The organism is Pseudomonas sp. KCJK9016, from assembly GCF_046231795.1.
In the GTDB taxonomy this organism is placed as follows: domain Bacteria; phylum Pseudomonadota; class Gammaproteobacteria; order Pseudomonadales; family Pseudomonadaceae; genus Aquipseudomonas; species Aquipseudomonas bananamidigenes.
Genome location: NZ_JBJJMM010000006.1, coordinates 1 through 23,424 on the forward strand (window position 1 = coordinate 1; position 23,424 = coordinate 23,424).

General features: G+C 61.9%; 24 protein-coding genes. 19 read left to right on the top strand and 5 right to left on the bottom strand.

Annotated elements, in window-relative coordinates; genetic code table 11:
• Positions 1 to 425: 425 nt before the first annotated feature.
• From ACK6BI_RS07160 to ACK6BI_RS07215, 12 genes are all read left to right on the top strand, one after another.
• Entirely contained in the window at positions 426 to 1,031 is a 606-nt protein-coding gene (locus tag ACK6BI_RS07160) for a DUF4823 domain-containing protein (protein ID WP_007950810.1), read from the top strand.
• Positions 1,032 to 1,046: 15 nt separating this feature from the next.
• The gene (locus ACK6BI_RS07165; protein WP_409316497.1) at positions 1,047 to 1,607 is read left to right on the top strand and encodes a DUF1285 domain-containing protein; all 561 of its coding nucleotides are present in this window, start codon (positions 1,047 to 1,049) and stop codon (positions 1,605 to 1,607) included.
• Between the two features lie 102 nt (positions 1,608 to 1,709).
• Complete coding sequence (locus ACK6BI_RS07170; protein WP_409316498.1) at positions 1,710 to 2,426, top strand: FadR/GntR family transcriptional regulator; 717 nt, start codon at positions 1,710 to 1,712, stop codon at positions 2,424 to 2,426.
• A 25-nt stretch (positions 2,427 to 2,451) separates the two neighbouring features.
• Complete coding sequence (locus ACK6BI_RS07175) at positions 2,452 to 3,327, top strand: SMP-30/gluconolactonase/LRE family protein (protein ID WP_409316499.1); 876 nt, start codon at positions 2,452 to 2,454, stop codon at positions 3,325 to 3,327.
• 270 nt (positions 3,328 to 3,597) lie between these two features.
• Positions 3,598 to 4,416 (top strand): SDR family oxidoreductase, encoded by an 819-nt coding sequence (locus ACK6BI_RS07180; protein WP_409316500.1) that lies wholly within the window; start codon positions 3,598 to 3,600, stop codon positions 4,414 to 4,416.
• Positions 4,417 to 4,560: 144 nt separating this feature from the next.
• Complete coding sequence (locus ACK6BI_RS07185; protein WP_409316501.1) at positions 4,561 to 5,565, top strand: substrate-binding domain-containing protein; 1,005 nt, start codon at positions 4,561 to 4,563, stop codon at positions 5,563 to 5,565.
• A gap of 32 nt (positions 5,566 to 5,597) precedes the next feature.
• Complete coding sequence (araG, locus tag ACK6BI_RS07190; RefSeq protein ID WP_409316502.1) at positions 5,598 to 7,139, top strand: L-arabinose ABC transporter ATP-binding protein AraG; 1,542 nt, start codon at positions 5,598 to 5,600, stop codon at positions 7,137 to 7,139.
• A 12-nt stretch (positions 7,140 to 7,151) separates the two neighbouring features.
• The gene (gene araH, locus ACK6BI_RS07195; protein WP_409316503.1) at positions 7,152 to 8,120 is read left to right on the top strand and encodes an L-arabinose ABC transporter permease AraH; all 969 of its coding nucleotides are present in this window, start codon (positions 7,152 to 7,154) and stop codon (positions 8,118 to 8,120) included.
• Between the two features lie 187 nt (positions 8,121 to 8,307).
• Positions 8,308 to 9,021 (top strand): GntR family transcriptional regulator, encoded by a 714-nt coding sequence (locus ACK6BI_RS07200; RefSeq protein WP_409316504.1) that lies wholly within the window; start codon positions 8,308 to 8,310, stop codon positions 9,019 to 9,021.
• Positions 9,018 to 10,016, top strand: coding sequence for an ADP-ribosylglycohydrolase family protein (locus ACK6BI_RS07205; RefSeq protein ID WP_409316505.1), 999 nt, complete (start codon positions 9,018 to 9,020; stop codon positions 10,014 to 10,016). Before ACK6BI_RS07200 ends, ACK6BI_RS07205 begins: the two co-directional genes overlap by 4 nt.
• 70 nt (positions 10,017 to 10,086) lie before the next feature.
• Positions 10,087 to 11,553 carry a purine-cytosine permease family protein gene (locus ACK6BI_RS07210; protein WP_409316506.1) on the top strand — a complete coding sequence of 489 codons (1,467 nt, stop codon included), beginning with the start codon at positions 10,087 to 10,089 and terminating at the stop codon, positions 11,551 to 11,553.
• The gene (locus tag ACK6BI_RS07215; protein WP_409316507.1) at positions 11,546 to 12,475 is read left to right on the top strand and encodes a PfkB family carbohydrate kinase; all 930 of its coding nucleotides are present in this window, start codon (positions 11,546 to 11,548) and stop codon (positions 12,473 to 12,475) included. The genes ACK6BI_RS07210 and ACK6BI_RS07215 overlap by 8 nt, the downstream gene beginning before the upstream one ends.
• Positions 12,476 to 12,563: 88 nt before the next feature.
• On the opposite strand, the gene ACK6BI_RS07220 is transcribed toward ACK6BI_RS07215, so the two are convergent.
• From ACK6BI_RS07220 to ACK6BI_RS07235, 4 genes are all read right to left on the bottom strand, one after another.
• Positions 12,564 to 12,944, bottom strand: a complete 381-nt coding sequence (locus ACK6BI_RS07220; RefSeq protein ID WP_409316508.1) for a Rho termination factor N-terminal domain-containing protein — start codon at positions 12,942 to 12,944, stop codon at positions 12,564 to 12,566.
• An 18-nt stretch (positions 12,945 to 12,962) separates the two neighbouring features.
• A complete protein-coding gene (locus ACK6BI_RS07225; RefSeq protein ID WP_409316509.1) occupies positions 12,963 to 13,301 on the bottom strand; it encodes a hypothetical protein in 339 nt (112 codons plus the stop codon).
• Positions 13,302 to 13,383: 82 nt separating this feature from the next.
• Positions 13,384 to 14,580 (bottom strand): MFS transporter, encoded by a 1,197-nt coding sequence (locus tag ACK6BI_RS07230; protein ID WP_409316510.1) that lies wholly within the window; start codon positions 14,578 to 14,580, stop codon positions 13,384 to 13,386.
• A 111-nt stretch (positions 14,581 to 14,691) separates the two neighbouring features.
• Entirely contained in the window at positions 14,692 to 15,345 is a 654-nt protein-coding gene (locus ACK6BI_RS07235) for an HD domain-containing protein (protein WP_409316511.1), read from the bottom strand.
• A 111-nt stretch (positions 15,346 to 15,456) separates the two neighbouring features.
• On the opposite strand from ACK6BI_RS07235, the gene ACK6BI_RS07240 reads away from it, so the two are divergent.
• From ACK6BI_RS07240 to ACK6BI_RS07265, 6 genes are all read left to right on the top strand, one after another.
• A complete protein-coding gene (locus tag ACK6BI_RS07240) occupies positions 15,457 to 15,939 on the top strand; it encodes a GNAT family N-acetyltransferase (RefSeq protein WP_039770630.1) in 483 nt (160 codons plus the stop codon).
• 153 nt (positions 15,940 to 16,092) lie between these two features.
• Positions 16,093 to 17,082 (top strand): 2-dehydro-3-deoxygalactonokinase, encoded by a 990-nt coding sequence (locus tag ACK6BI_RS07245; RefSeq protein WP_409316512.1) that lies wholly within the window; start codon positions 16,093 to 16,095, stop codon positions 17,080 to 17,082.
• 19 nt (positions 17,083 to 17,101) lie between these two features.
• Complete coding sequence (locus tag ACK6BI_RS07250; protein ID WP_409316513.1) at positions 17,102 to 17,722, top strand: 2-dehydro-3-deoxy-6-phosphogalactonate aldolase; 621 nt, start codon at positions 17,102 to 17,104, stop codon at positions 17,720 to 17,722.
• A gap of 48 nt (positions 17,723 to 17,770) precedes the next feature.
• The gene (dgoD, locus tag ACK6BI_RS07255) at positions 17,771 to 18,919 is read left to right on the top strand and encodes a galactonate dehydratase (RefSeq protein WP_409316514.1); all 1,149 of its coding nucleotides are present in this window, start codon (positions 17,771 to 17,773) and stop codon (positions 18,917 to 18,919) included.
• A gap of 180 nt (positions 18,920 to 19,099) precedes the next feature.
• Complete coding sequence (locus ACK6BI_RS07260) at positions 19,100 to 20,410, top strand: MFS transporter (RefSeq protein ID WP_409316515.1); 1,311 nt, start codon at positions 19,100 to 19,102, stop codon at positions 20,408 to 20,410.
• Positions 20,411 to 20,470: 60 nt separating this feature from the next.
• Positions 20,471 to 21,274, top strand: a complete 804-nt coding sequence (locus ACK6BI_RS07265; protein WP_409316516.1) for an IclR family transcriptional regulator — start codon at positions 20,471 to 20,473, stop codon at positions 21,272 to 21,274.
• Here the strand turns inward: ACK6BI_RS07265 and ACK6BI_RS07270 are convergent.
• The gene (locus ACK6BI_RS07270; protein ID WP_409316517.1) at positions 21,271 to 22,323 is read right to left on the bottom strand and encodes an NAD(P)-dependent alcohol dehydrogenase; all 1,053 of its coding nucleotides are present in this window, start codon (positions 22,321 to 22,323) and stop codon (positions 21,271 to 21,273) included. The two genes, ACK6BI_RS07265 and ACK6BI_RS07270, sit on opposite strands and share 4 nt — an antisense overlap.
• A 189-nt stretch (positions 22,324 to 22,512) precedes the next feature.
• Here ACK6BI_RS07270 and ACK6BI_RS07275 point away from each other — a divergent pair, with 189 nt between their 5' ends.
• On the top strand, positions 22,513 to 23,403 hold the full coding sequence (locus ACK6BI_RS07275) for an AraC family transcriptional regulator N-terminal domain-containing protein (protein ID WP_409316518.1): 891 nt from the start codon (positions 22,513 to 22,515) through the stop codon (positions 23,401 to 23,403).
• Positions 23,404 to 23,424: the final 21 nt, after the last annotated feature.

The window sequence follows — 23,424 nt, forward strand, 5'->3', positions numbered from 1 at the left end:
GGGGGGGGGGGGGGGGGGGGGGGGGGGGGGGGGGGGGGGGGGGGGGGGGGGGGGGGGGGGGGGTGGGGGGGGGGGGGGGGGGGGGGGGGGGGGGGGGGCGAGGCTGTGGGGCGGCAGCGGGAGGTGTGGATAAGGGAGAGGGAGAGGGGCGTTGGAGAGGAGTGGCGGGGGGGGGGGGGCGGGGGTAGGTGGGGGGTGGGGGGGGGGGGGGGGGGTGGGAAGGGGTGGGGGGAATGGCTTGGGGAGACAAGAGGGAGGTCGCGTCCGCCGGCGACACCACCGTAAAGAAAAACATCGGGGGTTGAATCTCCCGCCGTAAAAGTCTTATTTCAAAACGGATACCTGTTCATTTCCAAGGACTGGCGCAAAAGCTGCATCCTACGGCCATTCGCCGGTTTTCCGTCACCGGCTTCTGGAGGATTAGGATGCGTAGCCTGGTTTTGCTGCTGGCCGTTTTGGCGCTGGGCGGCTGTATGACTGTCAGTGACATGGCCGAAGGGACTCGCTACCAGATGAGCGATGCGGGCTTGCTGGATCACAGCGACAGCCGCCGCGTGAACAATTTCCGCATTCAGCCGGATTCGTTCATCTACATCGCGCAAGGCTCGTTCGCACCGCCGGGTGGTTCTTACCCGCGTCCCAACGTTGTGGCCGAAGAGGCCTTCAAAGGCTTCGTCGAATACTTCCCGATGGTCCGCCGCGCCCGTGCGCCGGAGGGCCTCGACCAGGCGATGGGCGAAGCCCGCGACGCCGGCGCTCACTACCTGCTGTATACCCGCTTCGCCAAGGCTGACGATCGCATCGGCAACTCCGATGAGTGGCTGGATCAGGAAGCCGTGGATCGCCTCGGTATCGACGGCGGCGTGATTCAGATCATGTTGATCGAGACCAGCACCCAGTATTTGATCGATACTGCACGGATCAAGAGTCGTGGCGGTTTACTGACGTTCCACGACAACAAGCCCGAAGACCTGATCGGCCCACCGCTTGCGCAGTACGCGCGCAGCCTGCTGGGCGTCGGGGACCAGTAAATCAAGGAGTACGCCATGAGTGGCCCGCAAAAAGCCAATGACCTGCTGGGGCAAATCCCCAAAACCAAAGGCTTGCCGCCGGTGCACTTGTGGAACCCGGATTTCTGCGGCGACATCGATATGCGCATCGCCCGGGACGGCACCTGGTTTTATCTGGGGACGCCGATCGGGCGCAAGCCGATGGTCAAGCTGTTTTCCACCATCATCCGCCGCGATGGTGATGACTACTTCCTGATTACTCCGGTCGAGAAAGTCGGGATCAAGGTCGATGACGCGCCCTTCGTGGCGATTGCCGTCGAGGTGGACGGCGAGGGTGAGGCGCAAGTGCTGCGCTTTACCACCAACGTCGATGAAACCACCGAGGCCGGCGCTGAACATCCGATCCGGGTCGAGATCGACCCGGTCACCCAAGAACCTGCCCCCTACGTGCATGTACGCACCAACCTCGAAGCACTGATCCACCGCAATGTGTTCTACCAATTGGTGGAGCTGGCGGTCAGCCGAGAAATCGACGGCCAGCGCTGGCTCGGCGTCTGGAGCGGTGGCGAGTTCTTTCCCATCGGCCTCGAACCTTAAAAAAACCGCAGTCTGTGAAAACAGGCTGCGGTTTTTTGTCGTTGACTCCCAATCATATGATCATTAGCGTAGACACCCACAGCGAACGGCGTCGGGGTGTCCATGTCGAGCAGTTTTCACGCATCAACGGTTGACTGGCTGGGTGCCTGGATTGCCGCCGGCCAGGTAAAACCGGGGCAGGCGATCAAGGTCGAGGCTGAGCTGGGCGAGCAGCTCGGCGTCAGCCGCACCGTCATCCGCGAAGCCATCAAGACCCTCGTCGCCAAAGGCATGCTCGAAGTCGGGCCGAAAGTCGGCACCCGCGTGTTGCCGATCAAGCGCTGGAACCTGTTCGATCCGCAAGTCGTGGGCTGGCTGTCACGCAGCGGTCTGCCGGAAAACTTCGTCGATGACCTGCTCGACCTGCGCCGCACCATCGAACCGATGGCGGTGCGCTGGGCCTGCGAGCGGGCGACCGTCGAGCAGGTGCAAGCTGTACGGCAAGCCTACAACGCTCTCGAAAGGGCGGTGGACAGCGGCATTGATTACAACCGCGCCGACCAGTTCTTCCACGAATGCATCCTCGCCGCCAGCCACAATCAATTCATCGAGCAGATGGTGCCGGCCCTCGGCGCGCTGCTCGCCGTGTCCTTCGAAGTGTCCGCGGCCGACCCCGACGAGTTGCGCCGCACCTTGCCCATCCACAAAGACATGGCCGACGCCATCGCTGCCCGGGATGCCGCGCGCGGGGTGTGGGCCTGCATGACGCTGATCGACAACGCCGACCTGGTCATCAAGCGGTTCTACCCGCAGGTGATGGCCGACAAAAAAGCCAGCTGACCAAAACAACAAGACAGGAGGTTGCATGACGTTGACTGCGGTGACAGAGCATCGGGCGCAACTGGGCGAAGGCCCGTTCTGGGACGCACCGACCCAGGCGCTGTACTGGGTGGACATCGCCGGCAGGCAGGCGCTACGGCTGATCGGGCAGAATGTGCAGATCTGGCAGATGCCGGAACACGTCTCGGCGTTCATTCCCTGCGCCAGCGGCGATGCCCTGGTGACCCTGAGCAGCGGCGTCTACCGACTCGATCTGAATTCCCCCGGACTTGAGCCGCGACTGACGCTGTTCTGCGTCGCCGATCCGCAACCGGGCAACCGTGCCAACGAGGCACGTTGCGATGGCCAGGGCCGCTTGTGGCTCGGCACCATGCAAAACAATATCGGCGAGCAGGGCGAGGACCTGCCGGTCACTCGTCGCTCCGGTGGATTGTTCCGGATTGATCCGGATAAAAGAGTCACGCCGTTGCTGCGCGGCCTGGGCATTCCCAACACGCTGCTGTGGAGCGACGACGGCACCACGCTGTTGTTCGGTGACAGCCTCGATAGCACGTTGTACCGCTACTTCATTCACACCGATGGCAACCTCGACACGGCCCGGCCCTGGTACGGCGCCGATCGGAATGGCGACCCGGACGGTTCGGCGATGGATGCCGAAGGCTTTGTGTGGAACGCCCGCTGGGATGGCAGTTGCCTGCTGCGCCTGACGCCGGATGGCACGATCGACCGCAAGATTGACCTGCCGATCAGTCGCCCCACCAGTTGTGTATTCGGCGGTGCCGACCTGAAAACCCTGTACATCACCAGCGCCAAAAGTCCATTGAACCACCCGCTGGATGGCGCCGTGCTGTCGTTGCGAGTGGACGTCGCCGGAAAACTCTGTACACGTTTTGCTGATTAAATCCCAAAATATGGGATGCAAAATTATATATTGAGATTATTTGGTGGTCGGGTTTATAGTCGGCTCCAGCAGTAACACGCACTCACACTTAAAAAGAACAAAACAGGTGAAGTGATGCAGCGAATTCCACTCGCACTCCCAAGCGGAGTCAGCGTTTCGCAACGGCCCGAAGCCGTCAGCGGCGCTTGCCTGTTTCGTTCAAAAAGCCTTCCGGACCGGACATCGTCAGATGCCCGGTTTTTTTATGCTTTCGAACAGGAGTCCTGATTCATGGCTGAACCTCTGTCCCTGCCGCCGGTGCCCGAGCCGCCCAAAGGCGAGCGTCTGAAAAACAAGGTCGTGCTGCTGACCGGCGCCGCCCAAGGCATCGGCGAAGCCATCGTCGCGGCCTTCGCCTCGCAGCAGGCCAAACTGGTGATCAGCGATATCCAGGCTGAAAAGGTCGAGAAAGTCGCTGCGCACTGGCGCGAGCAGGGCGCCGATGTGCAAGCGATCAAGGCCGATGTGTCGCGCCAGCAGGACCTGCACGCCATGGCCGGACTGGCCATCGAGCTGCACGGTCGCATCGACGTGCTGGTCAATTGCGCCGGGGTCAACGTGTTCCGCGATCCGCTGGAAATGACTGAAGAAGACTGGAAACGCTGCTTCGCCATTGATCTCGACGGCGCCTGGTACGGCTGCAAGGCCGTGTTACCGCAAATGATCGAGCAAGGCATCGGCAGCATCATCAACATTGCCTCGACCCATTCCACCAACATCATTCCCGGTTGCTTTCCGTATCCGGTGGCCAAGCACGGCTTGCTCGGCCTGACCCGGGCGCTGGGCATCGAGTACGCGCCCAAGGGCATTCGCGTCAACGCCATCGCCCCGGGCTACATCGAAACCCAGCTCAACGTCGATTACTGGAACGGGTTTGCCGACCCGCACGCCGAACGCCAGCGCGCCTTCGATCTGCATCCGCCCAAACGCATCGGTCAGCCGATTGAAGTGGCGATGACCGCGGTGTTCCTGGCCAGCGACGAAGCGCCGTTCATCAATGCCTCGTGCATCACCATCGATGGTGGTCGCTCGGTGATGTACCACGACTGAAAAGCCGGATTTCAGATGGAACAGTCCGCCTGAAATCCAATCATCATACGATATGACTATTGTCTGGATGATTTGCCGGAACATGCATCGACCGCTTCAACGCTTTTCAAATAACGCTCAAGAAAAATAACAAGGAGTCTGCTTATGAAACGTCGTTTCGGGATTCGTACCCTGTGCAGTGCCGCGCTGGCGGTCACTGCGTTCAGCCTGAGCGCTTCACTGCTGGCCGCCGATCCGGTGAAAATCGGTTTTCTGGTCAAGCAGGCCGAAGAGCCTTGGTTCCAGACCGAATGGGCTTTCGCCGAAAAAGCGGCCAAGGACAAAGGCTTCGAGCTGATCAAGATTGCCGTACCGGACGGCGAGAAAACCCTCTCGGCCATCGACAGCCTCGCGGCCAACGGCGCCAAGGGTTTTGTGATTTGCCCGCCGGACGTGTCCCTCGGCCCGGCGATCATGGCCAAGGCCAAGCTCAATGACCTGAAAGTGATCGCGGTGGACGACCGTTTCGTCGACGCCGGCGGCAAGTTCATGGAAGACGTGCCGTACCTCGGCATGGCCGCGTTCGAAGTCGGCCAGAAGCAGGGCGCCGCCATGGTGGCCGAGGCGAAAAAGCGTAACTGGGACTGGAAAGACACCTACGCGGTGGTCAACACCTACAACGAACTCGACACCGGCAAGAAGCGCACCGACGGTTCGATGAAAGCCCTCGAAGACGCCGGTCTGCCGAAAGAGCACATTCTGACGGCCGCCCTGAAAACCCTCGATGTACCGGGCAGCATGGACGCTACCAACTCGGCGCTGGTCAAGCTGCCGGGCGCGGCGAAAAACCTGATCATCGGCGGCATGAACGACAACACCGTGCTGGGCGGCGTGCGCGCCACCGAAGCTGCCGGGTTTGCCGCCGCCAACGTGATCGGTATCGGCATCAACGGCACCGACGCCATTGGCGAGCTGAAAAAGCCCAACAGCGGCTTCTACGGTTCGATGCTGCCAAGCCCGCATATCGAGGGCTACAAGACCGCGGAGATGATGTACGAGTGGGTCACCACCGGCAAAGAACCACCAAAGTACACCGCGATGGACGACGTCACCCTGATCACCCGCGACAACTTCAAGCAAGAGCTGGAAAAAATCGGCCTGTGGAATTGATGGCTGCTCGATCGGTGTGAAGAGGTGGCGATATGCACGCGCAAGTACAGACACAACACAGCTCCGGCGGCAGCCTGCGTTTCAAAGGTATCGGCAAGACCTTTCCCGGCGTGAAGGCGCTGGACGGCATCAGCTTCGTCGCTCATCCCGGGCAGGTTCACGCCCTGATGGGCGAGAATGGCGCCGGCAAATCGACCCTGCTGAAAATCCTCGGCGGCGCCTACATTCCCAGCAGCGGCGAACTGCAGATCGGTGAGCGGACGATGGCCTTCAGGTCCACCGCCGACAGCATCGGCAGCGGCGTGGCGGTGATTCACCAGGAGCTGCATCTGGTGCCGGAAATGACTGTGGCCGAGAACCTGTTCCTCGGCCACCTGCCGGCCAGTTTTGGCCTGATCAATCGTGGCGTGCTGCGCCAGCAAGCATTGGCTTGCCTCAAAGGCCTGGCCGATGAAATCGACCCGCAGACCAAAGTCGGGCGCCTGTCCCTTGGTCAGCGGCAACTGGTGGAAATCGCCAAGGCGCTGTCCCGCGGTGCCCATGTGATCGCGTTCGATGAGCCGACGAGCAGCTTGTCGGCGCGAGAGATCGACCGTTTGATGGCGATCATCGGTCGGCTGCGCGACGAGGGCAAAGTCGTGCTCTACGTCTCCCATCGCATGGAAGAAGTGTTCCGCATCTGCGACGCGGTGACGGTGTTCAAGGACGGTCGCTACGTGCGGACCTTCGACGACATGAGCCAGTTGACCCACGATCAACTGGTGACCTGCATGGTCGGGCGCGACATTCAGGACATCTACGATTATCGCGGTCGCCCCCGTGGTGCAGTGGCGCTGAGAGTCGATGGATTGCTCGGCCCGGGGCTGCGTGAGCCGATCAGTTTCGATGCGCACAAGGGCGAGATTCTCGGGTTGTTCGGACTTGTCGGGGCCGGGCGCACCGAGCTGTTTCGCCTGCTCAGCGGCCTGGAACGCAGCACCGCTGGACGCCTGGAGCTGCGCGGGCATGAACTGAAACTGCGATCACCCCGGGATGCGATTGCTGCCGGGATTCTGCTGTGCCCGGAGGATCGCAAGAAGGAAGGCATCATCCCGCTCGCCAGTGTCGCCGAGAACATCAACATCAGTGCGCGTGGCGCCAATGCCGGCCTCGGTTGCCTGTTGCGCGGGATCTGGGAAAAGGGCAACGCCGACAAACAGATCAAGTCCCTGAAAGTGAAAACCCCACACGCCGGCCAGCCGATCAAGTTCCTTTCCGGTGGCAATCAGCAGAAGGCGATTCTCGGCCGCTGGCTGTCGATGCCGATGAAAGTCCTGCTGCTCGACGAGCCGACCCGGGGCATCGATATCGGTGCCAAGGCCGAGATCTATCAAATCATTCATAACCTGGCCGCCGACGGCATTTCGGTGATTGTGGTGTCCAGCGATCTGATGGAAGTGATGGGCATTTCCGACCGCATTCTGGTGCTGTGCGAGGGCGCCCTGCGTGGCGAAGTCAGCCGCGACCAGGCCAATGAATCCAACCTGCTGCAACTGGCTTTGCCGCGCCATCGCGTCAGCGGCGCGGCGAACTGAGAGGTGACTATGATGACAACCCAAAACGAAACCCTGCCGACCGCGCGCAAACCTCTGGATATGCGGCGCTTCCTCGATGATTGGGTCATGTTGCTGGCGGCGATCGGAATCTTCCTCGCCTGTACTTTGCTGATCGACAACTTCCTGTCGCCGCTGAACATGCGTGGCCTGGGCCTGGCGATTTCCACCACCGGGATTGCCGCATGCACCATGCTGTATTGCCTGGCATCGGGGCATTTCGACCTTTCGGTGGGTTCGGTGATTGCCTGCGCCGGCGTGGTCGCGGCGGTGGTGATGCGCGACACCAACAGTGTGTTTCTCGGCGTCAGCGCGGCGCTGGTGATGGGGCTGATCGTCGGGCTGATCAACGGCATCGTGATTGCCAAGTTGCGGGTCAATGCGCTGATCACGACGCTGGCGACCATGCAGATCGTCCGTGGTCTGGCCTACATTTTTGCCAACGGCAAAGCGGTGGGCGTGTCCCAGGAGTCGTTCTTCGTGTTCGGCAACGGCCAGTTGTTCGGCGTGCCGGTGCCGATCCTGATCACCATTGTCTGCTTCCTGTTTTTCGGTTGGTTGCTGAATTACACGACCTACGGGCGCAACACCATGGCCATCGGTGGTAATCAGGAGGCGGCGTTGCTGGCGGGTGTGAATGTCGATCGCACCAAGATCATCATCTTCGCCGTGCATGGGGTGATCGGCGCCTTGGCGGGGGTGATTCTGGCTTCGCGGATGACGTCCGGGCAGCCGATGATCGGGCAAGGGTTCGAGCTGACGGTGATTTCGGCCTGTGTACTGGGCGGGGTGTCGCTGAGTGGCGGGATCGGGATGATCCGCCATGTGATTGCCGGGGTGTTGATTCTGGCGATTATCGAGAATGCGATGAACCTGAAGAATATCGACACGTTTTATCAGTATGTGATTCGGGGTTCGATTCTGCTGCTGGCTGTGGTGATCGACCGCCTCAAGCAGCGCTGACACAACCACTCCATTGTGGGAGCGAGCCTGCTCGCGAAGGCTTCGGCACATTCAATATCAGTGTGTCAGAGATACCGCGTTCGCGAGCAGGCTCGCTCCCACAGGCATCGCGCCGACTTCCCGCCTTCTGTCACTTCCCTTAAATTTCCCTTGCTCGTTTCAGCCTGTTTCGGTTATCACTTTGTACATGATTAGACAGGTACGATTTGACAAGAAGCAACGGGTGGTCGACGAGCTCGTCCGGCGCATCGAAAGCGGTCTCATGGAGGACGGCTTTCTGTTGCCCGGCGAACATCAGTTGGCTCAGGAATTCAACGTCAGCCGTGGCACGTTGCGCGAAGCGCTGGCCGAACTGAAACGGCGCAACTACATCGCCACGCAAAGCGGGGTCGGTTCCATCGTCACTTTCGACGGTGTGGTGCTCGATCAGCGCAGCGGCTGGGCCCAGGCCCTGGCCGACAGCGGGGCGCTGATCAACACCGAGGTGCTGCGCCTGGAGGCCGTGACCCGGCCTGATCTGCTGCCGCGCTTCGGCACCGACCAGTTCATCACCCTCGACCGCCGTCGCCGTTCCAATGACGGCACGGCGGTGTCCCTTGAACGTTCTCTGATGCCCGCCACCGGAGGCCTGGAAAGCCTGCCGCGGGTCGGTCTGATCGACAATTCCCTGACCATTACCCTGGCGGCTTACGGCTACATCGGAGAACGCGGCGATCAGTGGATCGGCGCCGAACCGCTCAATGCCGTGGACGCCGAACTGCTGGGTCGTCCCGAAGGCACGGTGTTTCTCAAGGCACTGCGTACCACCTACGACCGGCATAACCGTTTCATGGAACAGGTCGAAAGCCTGCTCGATCCGGTGCATTTTCGTCTGCACCTGCAGTTCGGAGAATCGAAATGACCGCACTCGACCGTGCCCTCGGCGCGTTTTACGGCCTGGCCCTCGGCGACGCGCTGGGCATGCCGACGCAATCCCTGAACCGCGAAACCATCAGGCAACGCTTCGGCCGGATCACCGACCTGCAAGACGCCGGTCCCTTGCAGCCAATTGCCGCGAACATGCCCAGGGGCTCGATCACCGACGACACCGAACAGGCGATTCTGGTCGGCGAGCTGCTGGTCGAAGGCTCGGGGCGGATCGAGCCGGCGGTGCTCGCGCAACGGCTGATCGAGTGGGAAGCCGAGATGCAGGCCAAGGGTTCTCAGGACTTGCTCGGCCCGTCGACCAAGCGTGCGATCGAAATGATCCTCGCCGGCCATTCGCCGGAAGAGGCCGGACGCTATGGCACCACCAACGGCGCGGCGATGCGCATCACTCCGGTGGGGATCGCGGCGAATGTTGCCGACCCCGAGCGGTTTATCGCGGCGGTGGTGCAGGCCTGCCAGGTCACTCACAACACCACGCTGGGGATTGCCAGCGCGGCAGCGGTGGCGGCAGTGGTTTCGGCGGGCATCAACGGCCTGGATCTGGGCGAGGCGCTCAACCTCGGCCAGCAGATCGCCCAGCAAGCTGAATCACACGGGCACTGGGTGGCCGGCGGGCGCATCGCCTCAAGGATCAGTTGGGCGCGCAGCATCAGTGTCGAGAGCGACCCGGTGCTGCTCGCGGATCTGCTGTACGACGTGATCGGCACCTCGGTGGCGTCGCAGGAATCGGTGGTGGTGTCGTTCGCCCTCGCGCAGCAAGTCGCGGTCGGTGAAATGACGCCGTTCGACGCGCTGTGCCTGGCCGCCAGCCTGGGTGGCGACACTGACACCATCGCCGCGATTCTCGGCGCCATGCTCGGGGCCAGCCTGGGCCTTGAGAGCTGGCCGGCGGCGATGATTGAAACCGTCAAAACCGTCAACGATCTGGAGCTGGAACCGTTGGTGAAAGGACTCCTCGCGCTGCGCTGAAACGCCGCCCGCCACACTTCAACCATCCGTCTTGCCGACAACCACAATAAGGGCAACAGGAGCATCTCTCATGAGTTCATCGAACGCCGGGCAAAGTGCCGGGCAACTGGAAACCCGGGGCATCGAGCCAGTGCCGGAAGGCGAGTGCAACGGCCATCCGCTGCAACTGTTCTGGGTCTGGTTCGCGGCCAATATTTCCATTCTCGGCCTGCCGCTGGGCGCCACGCTGGTGGCGTTTCGCGGGCTGGCGATCTGGCAGGCGATCATCGTCGCGATCCTCGGTGCTGCCGGTTCGTTCGCAGTGGTGGGGATCATCTCGATTGCCGGTCGTCGCGGCCGTGCGCCGAGCCTGACCTTGTCCCGGGCGATCTTCGGTGTGCGCGGCAATATCGGCCCGACGCTGGTGTCACTGATGTCGCGTCTGGGCTGGGAGACCGTCAACACCACCACGGCGGCGTTCGTGCTTTTGTCGCTGTGCTCGATCCTGTTCGGCTCGCCGGTGGAAGCCAAAAGCGCGCCGGTGCTGACCCTGATTTTCATCGCGATTTTCGTGCTGCTGACCCTGTCGGTGTCGGGCCTTGGCCACGCCACGTTGCTGGTGATCCAGAAGTGGGCGACCTACGTGTTCGGCGCGCTGAACATTCTGGTCGGTGGCTTCCTTTGCGCGACCATCGACTGGAGCGCGGTGTTCAACGCCACGCCGGCGCCGATGAGCGCGATGATCATCGGCATCGGCACCATGGCCGCCGGCACGGGGATTGGCTGGGCCAATGCCGGCGCCGACATGTCGCGCTATCAGCATCGCAGCGTCAAGGCTGTGCGACTGGTGGCTTCGGCGGCATTCGGCGCGGGGATTCCGCTGGTGCTGCTGATCACCCTCGGCGGTCTGCTGTCGGTGGGCAACAACGATCTGGCCTCCGCCACTGACCCGATCGTGGCGATCCGTGACATGTTGCCGACCTGGATGGCCGTGCCGTATCTGATCACCGCGTTCGGCGGTCTGCTGCTGTCGAACAACCTGTCGGTGTACTCCGCCGGTCTGACCACGCTGACCCTTGGCCTGAAGGTCAAGCGCGTGTACGCGGTTGTGGTCGACATCGTCGCGATCTTCGCCGGTTCGATCTACTTCATGCTGATCGCCGACAGTTTCTACGGCCCGTTCATCACCTTCATTTCGCTGCTGGCGGTGCCGATCACTGCGTGGGTCGGGATCTTCGTGGTCGATCTGATTCACCGTCACTACTACAGCCCCAAAGACCTGCTCGACGTCAGCCCGAGCAGCGCCTACTGGTACAGCGGCGGCATCGAGTGGCGCGCATTCGGCGCGTGGGCGATTGCCATCGTGCTGGGCTTCAGTTTCACCACCATCGGCACCACCGCCGAAAACATCTGGTTCAAGGGTTTCCTGTCCGATTCCTGGCTGGGCCATAACGGCCTCGGCTGGATCGTGACCTTCGTGGTGGCCGGCGGCATTTACTTCGTACTTGGCGGGGCGAAAGACCGCCGCGCCGCGCAAACCGAGAATGCACATGCCTAAGATGTTGCACACCGGCCAGGTCATCATTGACCTGGTCATGGCCGTGGAGGCGCTGCCACAAATCGGCGGCGATGTGCTGGCGCAGTCCGCCAGTTTCGAAGCCGGCGGTGGTTTCAATGTGATGGCTGCCGCTGTGCGCAATGGTTTGCCGGTGGTCTATCTGGGTCGCCACGGCAACGGTCGTTTCGGTGATCTGGCGCGGCAAGCGATGAATGCCGAAGGCATCCGCATCGGCATCGAACAACCTGCCGAGCGCGACACCGGCATCTGCGTGGCGCTGACCGATGCCTCGGCGGAGCGCAGTTTCATTTCCTGTATCGGTGCTGAAGGTGAAGTGACGGCCGCAGAACTGAACAGCGTTGCCGCGGAGGCGGGGGATTATGTCTACGTCAGTGGCTACAGCCTGCTGCAGAGCGGCAAGGCTCAGTCGTTGCTGGACTGGACGCTGGCGCTGCCGAAGGCAATCAACGTGGTGTTCGATCCGGGTCCGCTGGTGGAGTCACCGGACTCACCGATGATGCAGGCCTTGTTGCCGCGTATCGACGTGTGGACCAGCAACAGTGTCGAGGCATTGCGTTTCACGGGTGCAGCGGACATCGAAACAGCACTGGACCGGCTGACCGTGCACCTGCCGGCGGGCGCGCTGATGGTGGTGCGCGACGGGCCGCAGGGTTGCTGGATTCATCAGTACGGTGAACGTCGGCATGTGCCCGGCTTCAAGGTGCAGGCCGTTGACAGCAACGGCGCGGGCGATGCCCATGCGGGCGTATTTGTGGCCGGGCTGGCACACGGATTGACGGCTCACGAAGCCGCAAGGCGCGCCAACGCTGCGGCTGCGTTGGCCGTGACCCGTTGGGGGCCGGCGACCGCGCCGGGGGGCGATGAAGTCGATGCATTGATCCGTGAGACCTGCGATCACTGATCGATTGCAGGCTCGCTCCCACAGTTGAACTGCGCTGTTCTCACCTGTGGTGTAGGAGCGAGCCTGCTCGCGAAGGACAAAGCCTGATTCAACTCGCCTTGCGCAGCGCCGCTATCAGCTCGTCCTTGCGCATCGAGGAGCGCCCGGGAATGTTCCGTTCCCGGGCTTCCTTGCGCAGGCTCTCCACCGTCTGCACGTCCCGCGAAGCTTTGCTGTTGCGCGAGTGTCCCTCACGACTCACCGCTGCGCGCCGCGCCGATTCCTTGCGGTCTTCGGATTTGGCGCTGGCCGGTTTCCGGCGCCCGGAACCGCCGGCCTTCTCGCCGCCACCGGACTGTTTGTTGACCGTCGCCCAGGCGCGTGCCTCGGCTTCATCCTTCGAGACACCTTTCTTTTCGTAGCTGTCTTCGATGTGTTCGGCCTTGCGTTTCTGTTCGGCGGTGTACTTGGCTTTGCTTCCACGAGGCATGGTATTTCTCCTTGAACATTACTGACCGGTGCCCTCGGAGCCCGAACCACCTGTCGTGGTTTTCGAACCGATACCGGAGCCGGAGTTGTCGGGAGTGGTCGGGGCATCCGGCGTGTTCATCCCGCCCTGGCGACCGGGATCATTGCCCTGGGTGCGCGGATCGGTTCCGGTGGCCGGCGGCTGATTGATCAGTGGAACACCCGAGCCGTCGGTGTTCATCCCCGGCGCGCTGTTGATCGCAGGGGCGCGCGGCGGCGTGACAGGATCGGTGGGGCCTGTGCCGGTGGCGGTTGCAGCGAACGCCACAGGGCCGATCAGGGTGGCAAAAACGAAAGCGGTCAACCTTGACGAGATCATGGTATGTCTCCAGTGATTGGAATCCTTACCTGAACTTGGTCTGCCCGCCCGTGGCATAGGTGCCGATTGAATGACGAACGGTTCAGTTCGTCAGAGCGCGTTCTGCCGAGATCTTGCGCCAGAACAAGCGGCCGATGGTGATCGACCAGTTCAGCACCGCCACGGCCAGCACCGTCAGCAACAGGGTCGCCATGCCGTGCTCGACGATGATTGTCCCGGCCAGCAGCGGGAAACCGAAGACCCCGATGAAGTACGAAAGGCTGAATAACAGCAGCGCTTGCGATGTCGTGCCGGGCGGCGCTTCGTTGGCCGCCAGTCCGTTGATGACGGAGTAGGTGAGGCCATATCCGACACCGAGCATCACCGCCGCCAGCAGATAACTGAAACCGCTCTGCACGCCGAACGCGAACAGCACGATCGAACCCAGCATCAACCCCGACAATAGACAGGAGGCGCGCAGCGGATCACGCTTGACCACATGACCTGCGATCAACATCCGACTGCTGATGGCCGCACTCATGAAGCCCAGGAAGAACAGCGAATAGTCCAGCGAACGGGCAGCGGCGTAGCTGGTCTGGAAACTCGACAGACCACCGAACACGCACCCGCCGAGGCCGACCATGATGATCGGAAACACCGCGCGGGAACTGAGCACCTGAGCAGTCGCCAGCCAGCTGATTTTTGCCGCTGACGCCGCTTGTGTACTTTTCAGACGGGCGCCGAGACGCCAGAACAGCAGCACGCCGACCAGGCTCGCCGCAGCCGCCAGAAAGAACGCCGAGGTGACCGGCCATCCCAGCGCACTGGCCGCCCGGCCCAGCAGCGGGCCGCTGCCGATCCCGGTCATCATGCTGCCGGACAGCAGAGCAAAGTATTTCGCCCGCTGCGCCGGGTTGACCAGGCTGGCGACAATGATCGGCCCCAGCGTGTAGAACACGCCCCAACCCAAGCCGAGCAGCAACCCGAAAAACAGCAGCAGATGGCCGAAGCCCGGCGTCATGGCAAACCCGAGGCTTGCCGCTGCCAGCAACAGACCGAACAGCGCAATCGAGCGCGCCGCACCCAGCCAGTCTGACAAATGCCCGGACATCAGCACCGCAACGAAGGTGCTGAGCATCGCCGCACTGATCACGCTGCCGGCATCGTGCTCGTTGCCGCCGCGAGAACCGATCAGCAGCGAGAGCAAAAACGTCGCGCCATAGGACAGCGACAACAGATAACTGGCGAGGCAGAACAGGCCGAACAGTTTGCCCGAGACCCGGGGTGTTGCTTGAGGCATGACGCGGTTCCTTGACCGGAAAAATTGAGCGTCATCTATCTAACACGTCAGTCCCGTGGTTTAGGTCTGAGCTTGGCGATCTCAGGATCGTGATTGACCGGAGTAAGGCTTTCAGACGACGCCGATCTCTTCCTTGAATTGCTCCATGAAACCTTTCAGGCGTTTATGGCGGACCTGTGCCAGACGCTGGCCGGCAGCGGTCTGGAAACCGTCGGCCAGATGAATCAGTTTGGTCTGGAAATGGTCGAGGCAGAATCGCTTGTCGTCGTAGTCCCTTTCCCCGGCTTCGGGGTCCTGCGGATCGTATAGCGCGCTGCCCATCCGCCCGGCAGTGTAGAAGGTGCGGGCGACGCCGAGCATGCCGAGAGAGTCGAGACGGTCGGCGTCCTGGACGATTCTGGCTTCGAGGGTATGCGGGGAAATGTTCGCGGAAAAGCTGTGGGCTTCGATGGCGTGGATGACGGCGCTGATTTTGCTTTCGGGCCAGTTGAGGTTTGCCAGCACCATCGATGCTTTCTCCGCTGCCAGGCGCGAAGCCTGTGAGCGCAATGGCGAGTTCTTTTCCACGGCCACGCAATCGTGCAGCAGCACGGCCGCCAACAGCACCTCAAGGTCGCCACCTTCTTCAGTCTGCAGGGTGCGTGCGTTGTGCCAGACCCGCTGCAGGTGCGACAAGTCATGGGCGCCGTCCTCCGATGGCTCCAGCGCGTAGGGCAGCAGTTCGGCGGCGAGTTCCGCGAGGGGTGAAAAAGCCAAGTTGTTCATGGGCGTCCTTTCGAGTGACCGGCGGCACTAGCCTAATCTGTGGATTGCCATGTGACGAGCGCTGCGCGCCGCCTTAGTATGGCGTTTTCCTTTTTCCGACAAGGCCCGTCCATGACGATCGAAATCCGCCCGGCGACCCCCAGCGATGCGCCGCAAATCCTCGCGTTCATCACTGAACTTGCAGACTTCGAAAAGGCCCGTCACGAAGTCATCGCCAGTGTCGCCGACATCGAACGCAGCCTGTTCAGCGAAGGCGCCACCGCTCACGGCCTGATTTGCCTGCGTGATGGGCTGCCGATCGGCTTTGCGGTGTTCTTCTTCAGTTATTCGACCTGGCTGGGTAGCAATTGCCTGTACCTCGAAGACCTCTACATCACCCCGGAGCAACGGGGCGGCGGTGCCGGCAAAACCTTGTTGCGCCACCTCGCGAAAATCGCCTGCGCCAACGACTGCGGCCGCTTCGAGTGGAGCGTTCTGGACTGGAACACCCCGGCCATCGAATTCTACAAATCCCTCGGTGCCCAGCCGCAGGAAGAGTGGGTGAGGTATCGCATGGATGGCAAGGTGCTGCGGGAGTTTGCCGAGGGCAATTGAGCCGCACCGACAATACTGCAGACGCTGTTTCAGCCTGCAGTATTTTTTTACCCGCATCCCATAATATGGGAATGATATTTATATATTGAGATTTTGCTGCGCCCAGGTTTATAGTCCGGCTCACTCACTGCCAATAACAAAACAGGTGAAGCGATGCTGGCGCAATTGATCGCGCTCGATTGGGGGACGACCTCCCTGCGTGCTTACAAACTCGGGGCGGGCGGACAGGTACTGGCGCAGCGTTCGCTGTCGTTCGGGATCATGCAGTTGCCGAAGACGCCGCGAACCCTCAACGGTCGTGAATGCGCCGATGGATTTGAACTGGCATTCGATGAGGCGTGCGGTGACTGGCTCGACGCGCAACCCGACTTGCCGGTGATTGCTTGCGGCATGGTCGGCAGCGCCCAGGGCTGGCGCGAAGCGTCCTACCGCGATACGCCGGCCAATGTGGCCGATCTCGGAAAAACCCTGCAGACCGTTCACAGTCTTCGTGGTGTCGATGTGCATATCGTGCCGGGTGTGATTCAGCGCTCAACGTTGCCGAATGTGATGCGCGGCGAAGAAACCCAGGTCCTCGGCGTCCTGCAGAATCTGCCGGTCGAGTCGGGCAATGATCTGCTGATCGGCCTGCCGGGCAGTCATTCGAAATGGGTGGAAGTGGCCGACGGCTGCATCATCCGCTTCGACACCTTCATGACCGGCGAAGTGTTCGCCGTGCTCAGCGAACACAGCATTCTTGGCCGTACCCAACAGCACAGCGCCACGTTCGATGGCGAGGCCTTTGATCGTGGCGTGCAGGTGGCATTGTCGGCGGAAGGCGAGATTGGCGTGCTATCGACGTTGTTCAGCGCCCGCAGCCTGGGCCTGACCGGTGAACTCAGCGCCACCGCACAACCGGACTATCTGTCCGGGCTGCTGATCGGTCATGAACTGACAGCGTTGGCCACCGTGCAACGACACCGGCGCAACAGCGCACATCTTCCTTCGATCATTCTCGTCGGCAACCCGCAGTTGTGCGCCCGTTACAGCCGTGCCCTCGATGCCTGCGGTTTCGCCAGGGTGACTCTGGCCGAACAGGCCACCGAGCGTGGGTTGTGGCAACTGGCCCTCGCCGCCGGACTGATCGATTCCTCATCCCGTTAACCCTGACTGGAGGCCTGACATGCTCAAGCAAGCACTGGCACAAAACGGTCTGATCGCGATCCTGCGCGGCCTGCATCCGCAGGAAGCCGCAGCTGTCGGAGAAGTCCTGTATGCCGCCGGATTTCGCGTCATCGAAGTACCGCTCAATTCCCCTGCGCCGTACGAAAGCATTCGCATCCTGCGCAAGACCCTGCCCGCCGATTGCCTGATCGGTGCCGGCACGGTGCTGACTCCGGGACAGGTGGAGTTGGTGAAGGAGGCCGGCGGTCAGGTCATCGTCATGCCTCACAGCGATGCCAAGGTGTTGCGGGCTGCAAAAGCGGCGGGGCTGTACCTGTCGCCGGGTGTTGCCACACCGACCGAAGCCTTTGCAGCGCTGGAGGAGGGCGCAGACATTCTCAAGCTGTTCCCGGCCGAGCAGATGGGACCTGCGGTGGTGAAAGCCTGGCTGGCGGTGTTGCCGGTCGGGACGATTCTGGCGCCCGTCGGCGGCATCACCCCGGACAACATGCAGGCGTTCATCGACGCCGGCGTCAAAGGCTTCGGCCTCGGCTCCGGGCTGTTCAAACCGGGCATGACGACCGAGCAAGTGGCGGCCAATGCCAGGGCCTACGTGGCGGCCTGGAAAGCCCTTCACTAAGACTTTTCCGGCGCTGCGTGCGCTGCATCTAACAAGAGAGACAAAAAGATGAAAATCACCCAACTCACCACCTTCATCGTCCCGCCGCGCTGGTGCTTCCTGAAAGTTGAAACCGATGAGGGCGTGACGGGTTGGGGCGAGCCTGTGGTTGAAGGCCGGGCCCACACCGTCGCCGCTGCGGTCGAGGAATTGTCCGACTACCTGATCGGCAAAGACCCACGCAATATCGAGGACATCTGGACCGTGCTGTACCGCGGCGGCTTCTACCGGGGCGGCGCCATCCACATGAGCGCGCTGGCCGGCATTGACCAGGCGTTGTGGGACATCAAGGGTAAGGCGCTTGGCGTGTCGGTCAGTGATCTGCTCGGCGGTCAGGTGCGGGACAAGATCCGCGTGTATTCGTGGATCGGTGGTGACCGTCCGGCGGACACCGCGCGGGCCGCGAAAGAGGCGGTGGGCCGTGGTTTCACTGCGGTGAAAATGAACGGCACCGAAGAGCTGCAATTTCTCGATACCTTCGAGAAAGTCGATCTGGCGCTGGCCAACGTCGCCGCCGTGCGCGATGCGGTGGGTCCGAACGTCGGCATCGGCGTCGACTTCCATGGCCGGGTGCACAAACCCATGGCCAAGGTGCTGATGAAGGAACTTGATCCGTACAAGTTGATGTTCATCGAAGAGCCGGTGCTCAGCGAAAACTACGAAGCGCTGAAAGAATTGGCGCCGCTGACCAGCACACCGATTGCCCTCGGCGAGCGACTGTTTTCCCGGTGGGACTTTAAACGGGTGTTGAGCGAAGGTTACGTCGACATCATCCAGCCGGATGCTTCCCACGCCGGCGGCATCACCGAGACCCGCAAGATCGCCAACATGGCTGAAGCCTACGACGTGGCGCTGGCGCTGCATTGCCCGCTGGGGCCGATTGCGCTGGCGGCGTGTCTGCAACTGGACGCCGCTTGTTACAACGCATTCATTCAGGAACAGAGCCTGGGCATCCATTACAACGAGAGCAATGACCTGCTCGATTATGTGAAGGATCCGCGGGTGTTCGATTACGACAAAGGCTTCGTGAAGATCCCCGACGGCCCGGGGCTGGGGATCGAGATCAACGAGGAGTACGTGATCGAACGCGCGGCGGTCGGCCACCGCTGGCGCAACCCGATCTGGCGGCATGCCGATGGCAGTTTTGCCGAGTGGTAAGTCGCTGACCCACCTGCATTCCCCTGTGGGAGCGAGCCTGCTCGCGAATGCTATGTCACATCCGACTTCAATGTGACTGATCCGGCACTTTCGCGAGCAGGCTCGCTCCCACCGGTTTGATCTCCATGGATGGGAGATTTGCATCAATGACCTCAATAAACACAAGAAGAGGCGCTCCCCATGCAACCGCAAACCCTCACCGGGCAAGCGACGTCAGTCACGCCCAGCCGCAAGCGGTTTTTCATCATGGTGTTGCTGTTCATCACCGTGGTCATCAACTACCTCGATCGCAGCAACCTGTCGATTGCCGCCCCGGCGCTCACCACCGAACTGGGCATCGACCCGGTGCACGTCGGGCTGATCTTCTCCGCGTTCGGCTGGACCTACGCTGCCATGCAGATTCCCGGCGGCTGGCTGGTGGACCGGGTGCCGCCGCGCATCCTTTATAGCGTCGCATTACTGCTGTGGTCGCTGGCCACCGTGATGCTCGGTTTCGCCGCCAGTTTCATCGCGCTGTTCGTGCTGCGCATGGCGGTCGGTGCGCTGGAAGCACCGGCGTATCCGATCAACAGCCGCGTAGTGACAACCTGGTTCCCCGAGCGCGAGCGGGCCACGGCCATCGGTTTCTACACGTCTGGACAGTTTGTCGGGCTGGCGTTCCTGACCCCGGTGCTGGCGTGGCTGCAACATGAATTTGGCTGGCACATGGTGTTTGTCGTGACCGGCGCAGTGGGCATCGTGTGGGCGGCGATCTGGTACGCGGTGTATCGCGAGCCGCGTGATTTCAAAGGCGCCAACGAAGGCGAAATCGACTTGATCCGCGAGGGCGGCGGGTTGGTGGACATTGCCGCCGAAACCGCAAAAGTGAAGGCAAAATTCAGCTGGGCCGATCTCGGCATCGTCCTCAGCAAGCGCAAGTTGTGGGGGATTTACCTCGGCCAGTTCTGCCTGAACTCGACGCTGTGGTTTTTCCTGACGTGGTTCCCGACCTATCTGGTGAAGTATCGCGGCATGGACTTCATCAAGTCCGGCCTGCTGGCGTCGCTGCCGTTTCTTGCCGCGTTCATCGGCGTGCTGTGTTCGGGGTTCTTTTCCGACTTCCTGATTCGCCGCGGCTGCACCGTCGGGTTTGCGCGCAAGTTGCCGATCATTGGCGGGTTGCTGATTTCCACCTCGATCATCGGCGCCAATTTCGTTGAGTCGACGCCGCTGGTGATTGCTTTCCTGGCCCTGGCGTTCTTCGGCAACGGTTTGGCGTCGATCACCTGGTCGCTGGTTTCGACGCTGGCGCCGGCGCGGTTGCTGGGCTTGACCGGTGGGGTGTTCAACTTCATCGGCAATCTGTCGGCGATTGCCACGCCGATTGTCATCGGCTTCCTGGCCAGCGGCGATTCGTTCGCACCGGCGATCACCTACATCGCGGTTCTGGCCTTGATCGGTGCATTGTCCTACGTGCTGCTGGTGGGCAAGGTCGAGCGCATCGAGTTGTAGTCGTCCCTGTCGGGCGACCATAATGCCGCCCGTTCCCTCGCTTAACGCTAAAGGCTGGATATGCAGGAAGACGCCCCGAAAAATGCCAAGGACGCCGCGCCGACCGGCACCCAGACCCTGCTTCGCGGGCTGGGGGTGGTGCAGGCTGTCGCCAGTGGCGCCCGCGATCTCAAAGAAATTGCCCGCCTGATCGGCACCACGCGCAGCACCACCCATCGTCTGGCCAGTTGCCTGGTGGATGAGCGCTACCTGCGGGTGGTGCCGCAAGTCGGCTATCTGCTGGGGCCGAAACTGATCGAACTGGGTTTCCAGGCGCGTGAAGAGTTACCGCTGGCGACATTGGCCGGGCCGTATCTGGACGAGTTGTCAGCGCTGACCGGCGATACTGTTCACCTGGGGATCCGCGAGGGAGACGAGGTGCTTTATCTGTTGAAGAATCCGGGGCGCAACGGCCCGGAAATGCGCTCGCGGGTCGGCCACCGCATGCCGCTGGCGCGGACCGGAATCGGCAAGGCGCTGATGCTGGATGACGCGCCGCAGGACTGGCAGCGTTTGTATGACATCAGCCTGCCGGCGGGTGGGAAAAGTCAGTTCTGGCCGCAGCATCCCCAGCAGTCGTGGGAGCAGCTCGAACAGCGCATGGTGGAATACGTGGCCGGTGGCTATGCATTCGATCTGGAAGACAACGAACCGTCGATCCGCTGCGTGGCGGCGCCGATCCGCGACGCGAGCAAACGCATCGTTGCGGCCATCAGCATCGCCAGTACCGTGCCGTACATGCCGCTGGAAAAAATGGCCGAGCTGATTCCCCTGATCAAAGGGGTCACGGCCCGGCTCTCGGCAGAACTTGGTTTAAAGGTTTAGAGCTTCAGGGTCGCCATATCGATCACAAAGCGGTACTTCACGTCACCGGCGATCATGCGGGCGTAGGCTTCGTTGATCTGGCGGATGTCGAGCATTTCGATGTCACAGCTGATGTTGTGCTCGGCGCAGAAATCCAGCACTTCCTGGGTTTCGGCGACGCCGCCGATCAACGAACCGGCCAGCACCCGGCGACCCAGCACCAGTTTGGCGGCGTGGACCGGCGGATCGATCGGTTCGATCAGACCCACCAGAATGTGCACGCCGTCGAAGCGCAGGGTGTCGAGGTAGGGGTTGAGGTCGTGCTGCACCGGAATGGTGTCGAGCAGGAAGTCGAAGCGCCCGGCTGCGGCTTTCATCTGTTCTTCATCGGTGGAGACGATCACATGATCGGCACCCTGGCGCCGACCTTCCTCGGCCTTGCTTGCCGAGCGGGTGAACAGCGTCACTTCGGCGCCCATGGCTTTGGCGAACTTGATGCCCATGTGGCCGAGGCCGCCCATGCCGAGAATCCCGACCTTGTCGCCGGCCTTCACGCCGTAGTGCTTGAGCGGCGAGTAAGTGGTGATGCCCGCGCAGAGAATCGGCGCGGCAGCCGCCGGATCCAGTTTTTCGGGGATGCGCACCACGAAGTGTTCACTGACCACGATGCTGTCCGAATAACCGCCCATGGTGTTGCTGCCGTCGACCCGGTCCGGCGTGGCATAGGTCATGGTCGGGCCTTCGAGGCAATATTGCTCCAGGTTCGACTGGCAGGCTTCGCAGGTGCGGCAGGAGTCGACCATGCAGCCGACACCCACCAGATCGCCTACTTTGTGTTTGGTGACATTCGTACCGACGGCGGTGACTTTTCCGACGATCTCGTGGCCAGGCATCAACGGGTATACGGCGATGCCCCATTCATTTCGGGCCTGGTGGATGTCGGAATGGCAGACGCCGCAATACAGAATGTCGATGACGACGTCGTCGGGGCTAGGGCTGCGGCGTTCGAACTTCATCGGGGCGAGGGGAGTGGTGGCCGTTTGAGCGGCATAACCGATGGCGGTGTACATGAGCAACCTCGCAAAACAGTGACAAATGAGGCGGCGCATTCTGGGCGCCGTCCGGTGGTCCGGCCATGGCGAATCCTCCGGGTGTCATGCCTAATCCTCCGGCATGCGGGGTTGATTGGTCGCATTGGCAGAAGGATCTGCGATCATGCTTCTGTCCCTTTTTCCGCGTTTTTTCTGTAGAGCCAGCCGATGCAATTGACCCGTCATCTTGATGCCAACGCCACCCTGGTTTCGCTGATCGAACCGTTGGCGCTGCGCGATGGTTACAGCCAGACCGGGCTGCCGGGCGTGCAGGTGCTGCGCGCCAGTTGCGACGTCGCCCGTGGCCCGCACATTTACGAACCGAGCCTGATGATCATCGCTCAGGGCAGCAAACTGGCGTACCTGGGGCCGCGCACCATGGAATACGGCGCAGGGCATTACCTGATCCAGGCGCTGCCGGTGCCATTCGAATGCGAAACCTATGCGTTGCCGGACGCGCCGCTGCTCGGGGTGTCGGTGGCAATCGACCGGGCGCTGCTCGGGGAACTGGTGCTGGCCATGGGGCTGGCGCCGGGGCGGCATATTCCGGCGCAGACACCGGAGTCGATGACGTCAGTGGTGCTCGACGATGACATGCGCGGTTGTGTCGAACGCTTGCTGCGCTGTCTGCACGATCCGTTGGAGTGTCAGATTCTCGGACCGGCGCGGCTGCGTGAGTTATTGTTCGTGGCGTTGCGTGGTCCCCAGGCCGATGTGTTGCGGGCGCTGGTGGAGCAGCAGGGGCAGTTTGCGCGGGTGGCAGCGTCGATCAGTCATCTGCATGCGCATTACACCGAGCCGTTGAACGTCGAGACGCTGGCCGGTTGCGCGAACATGAGCGTTTCAACCTTTCACGAGCACTTCAAACGCAGCACGTTGCTGTCGCCGGTGCAATACCTGAAGCGACTGCGCTTGTTGAAAGCGCAGACGCTGCTGATCGCCGAGGGGCTCGGGGTGGCGCAGGTGGCGCATCGGGTGGGGTATCAAAGCACATCGCAGTTCAGCCGTGAGTACAAACGCTATTTCGAGCGTAGCCCGGGGGATGAGCGCGCGGCCTGATCCTTTACAGATCGCAGGCAA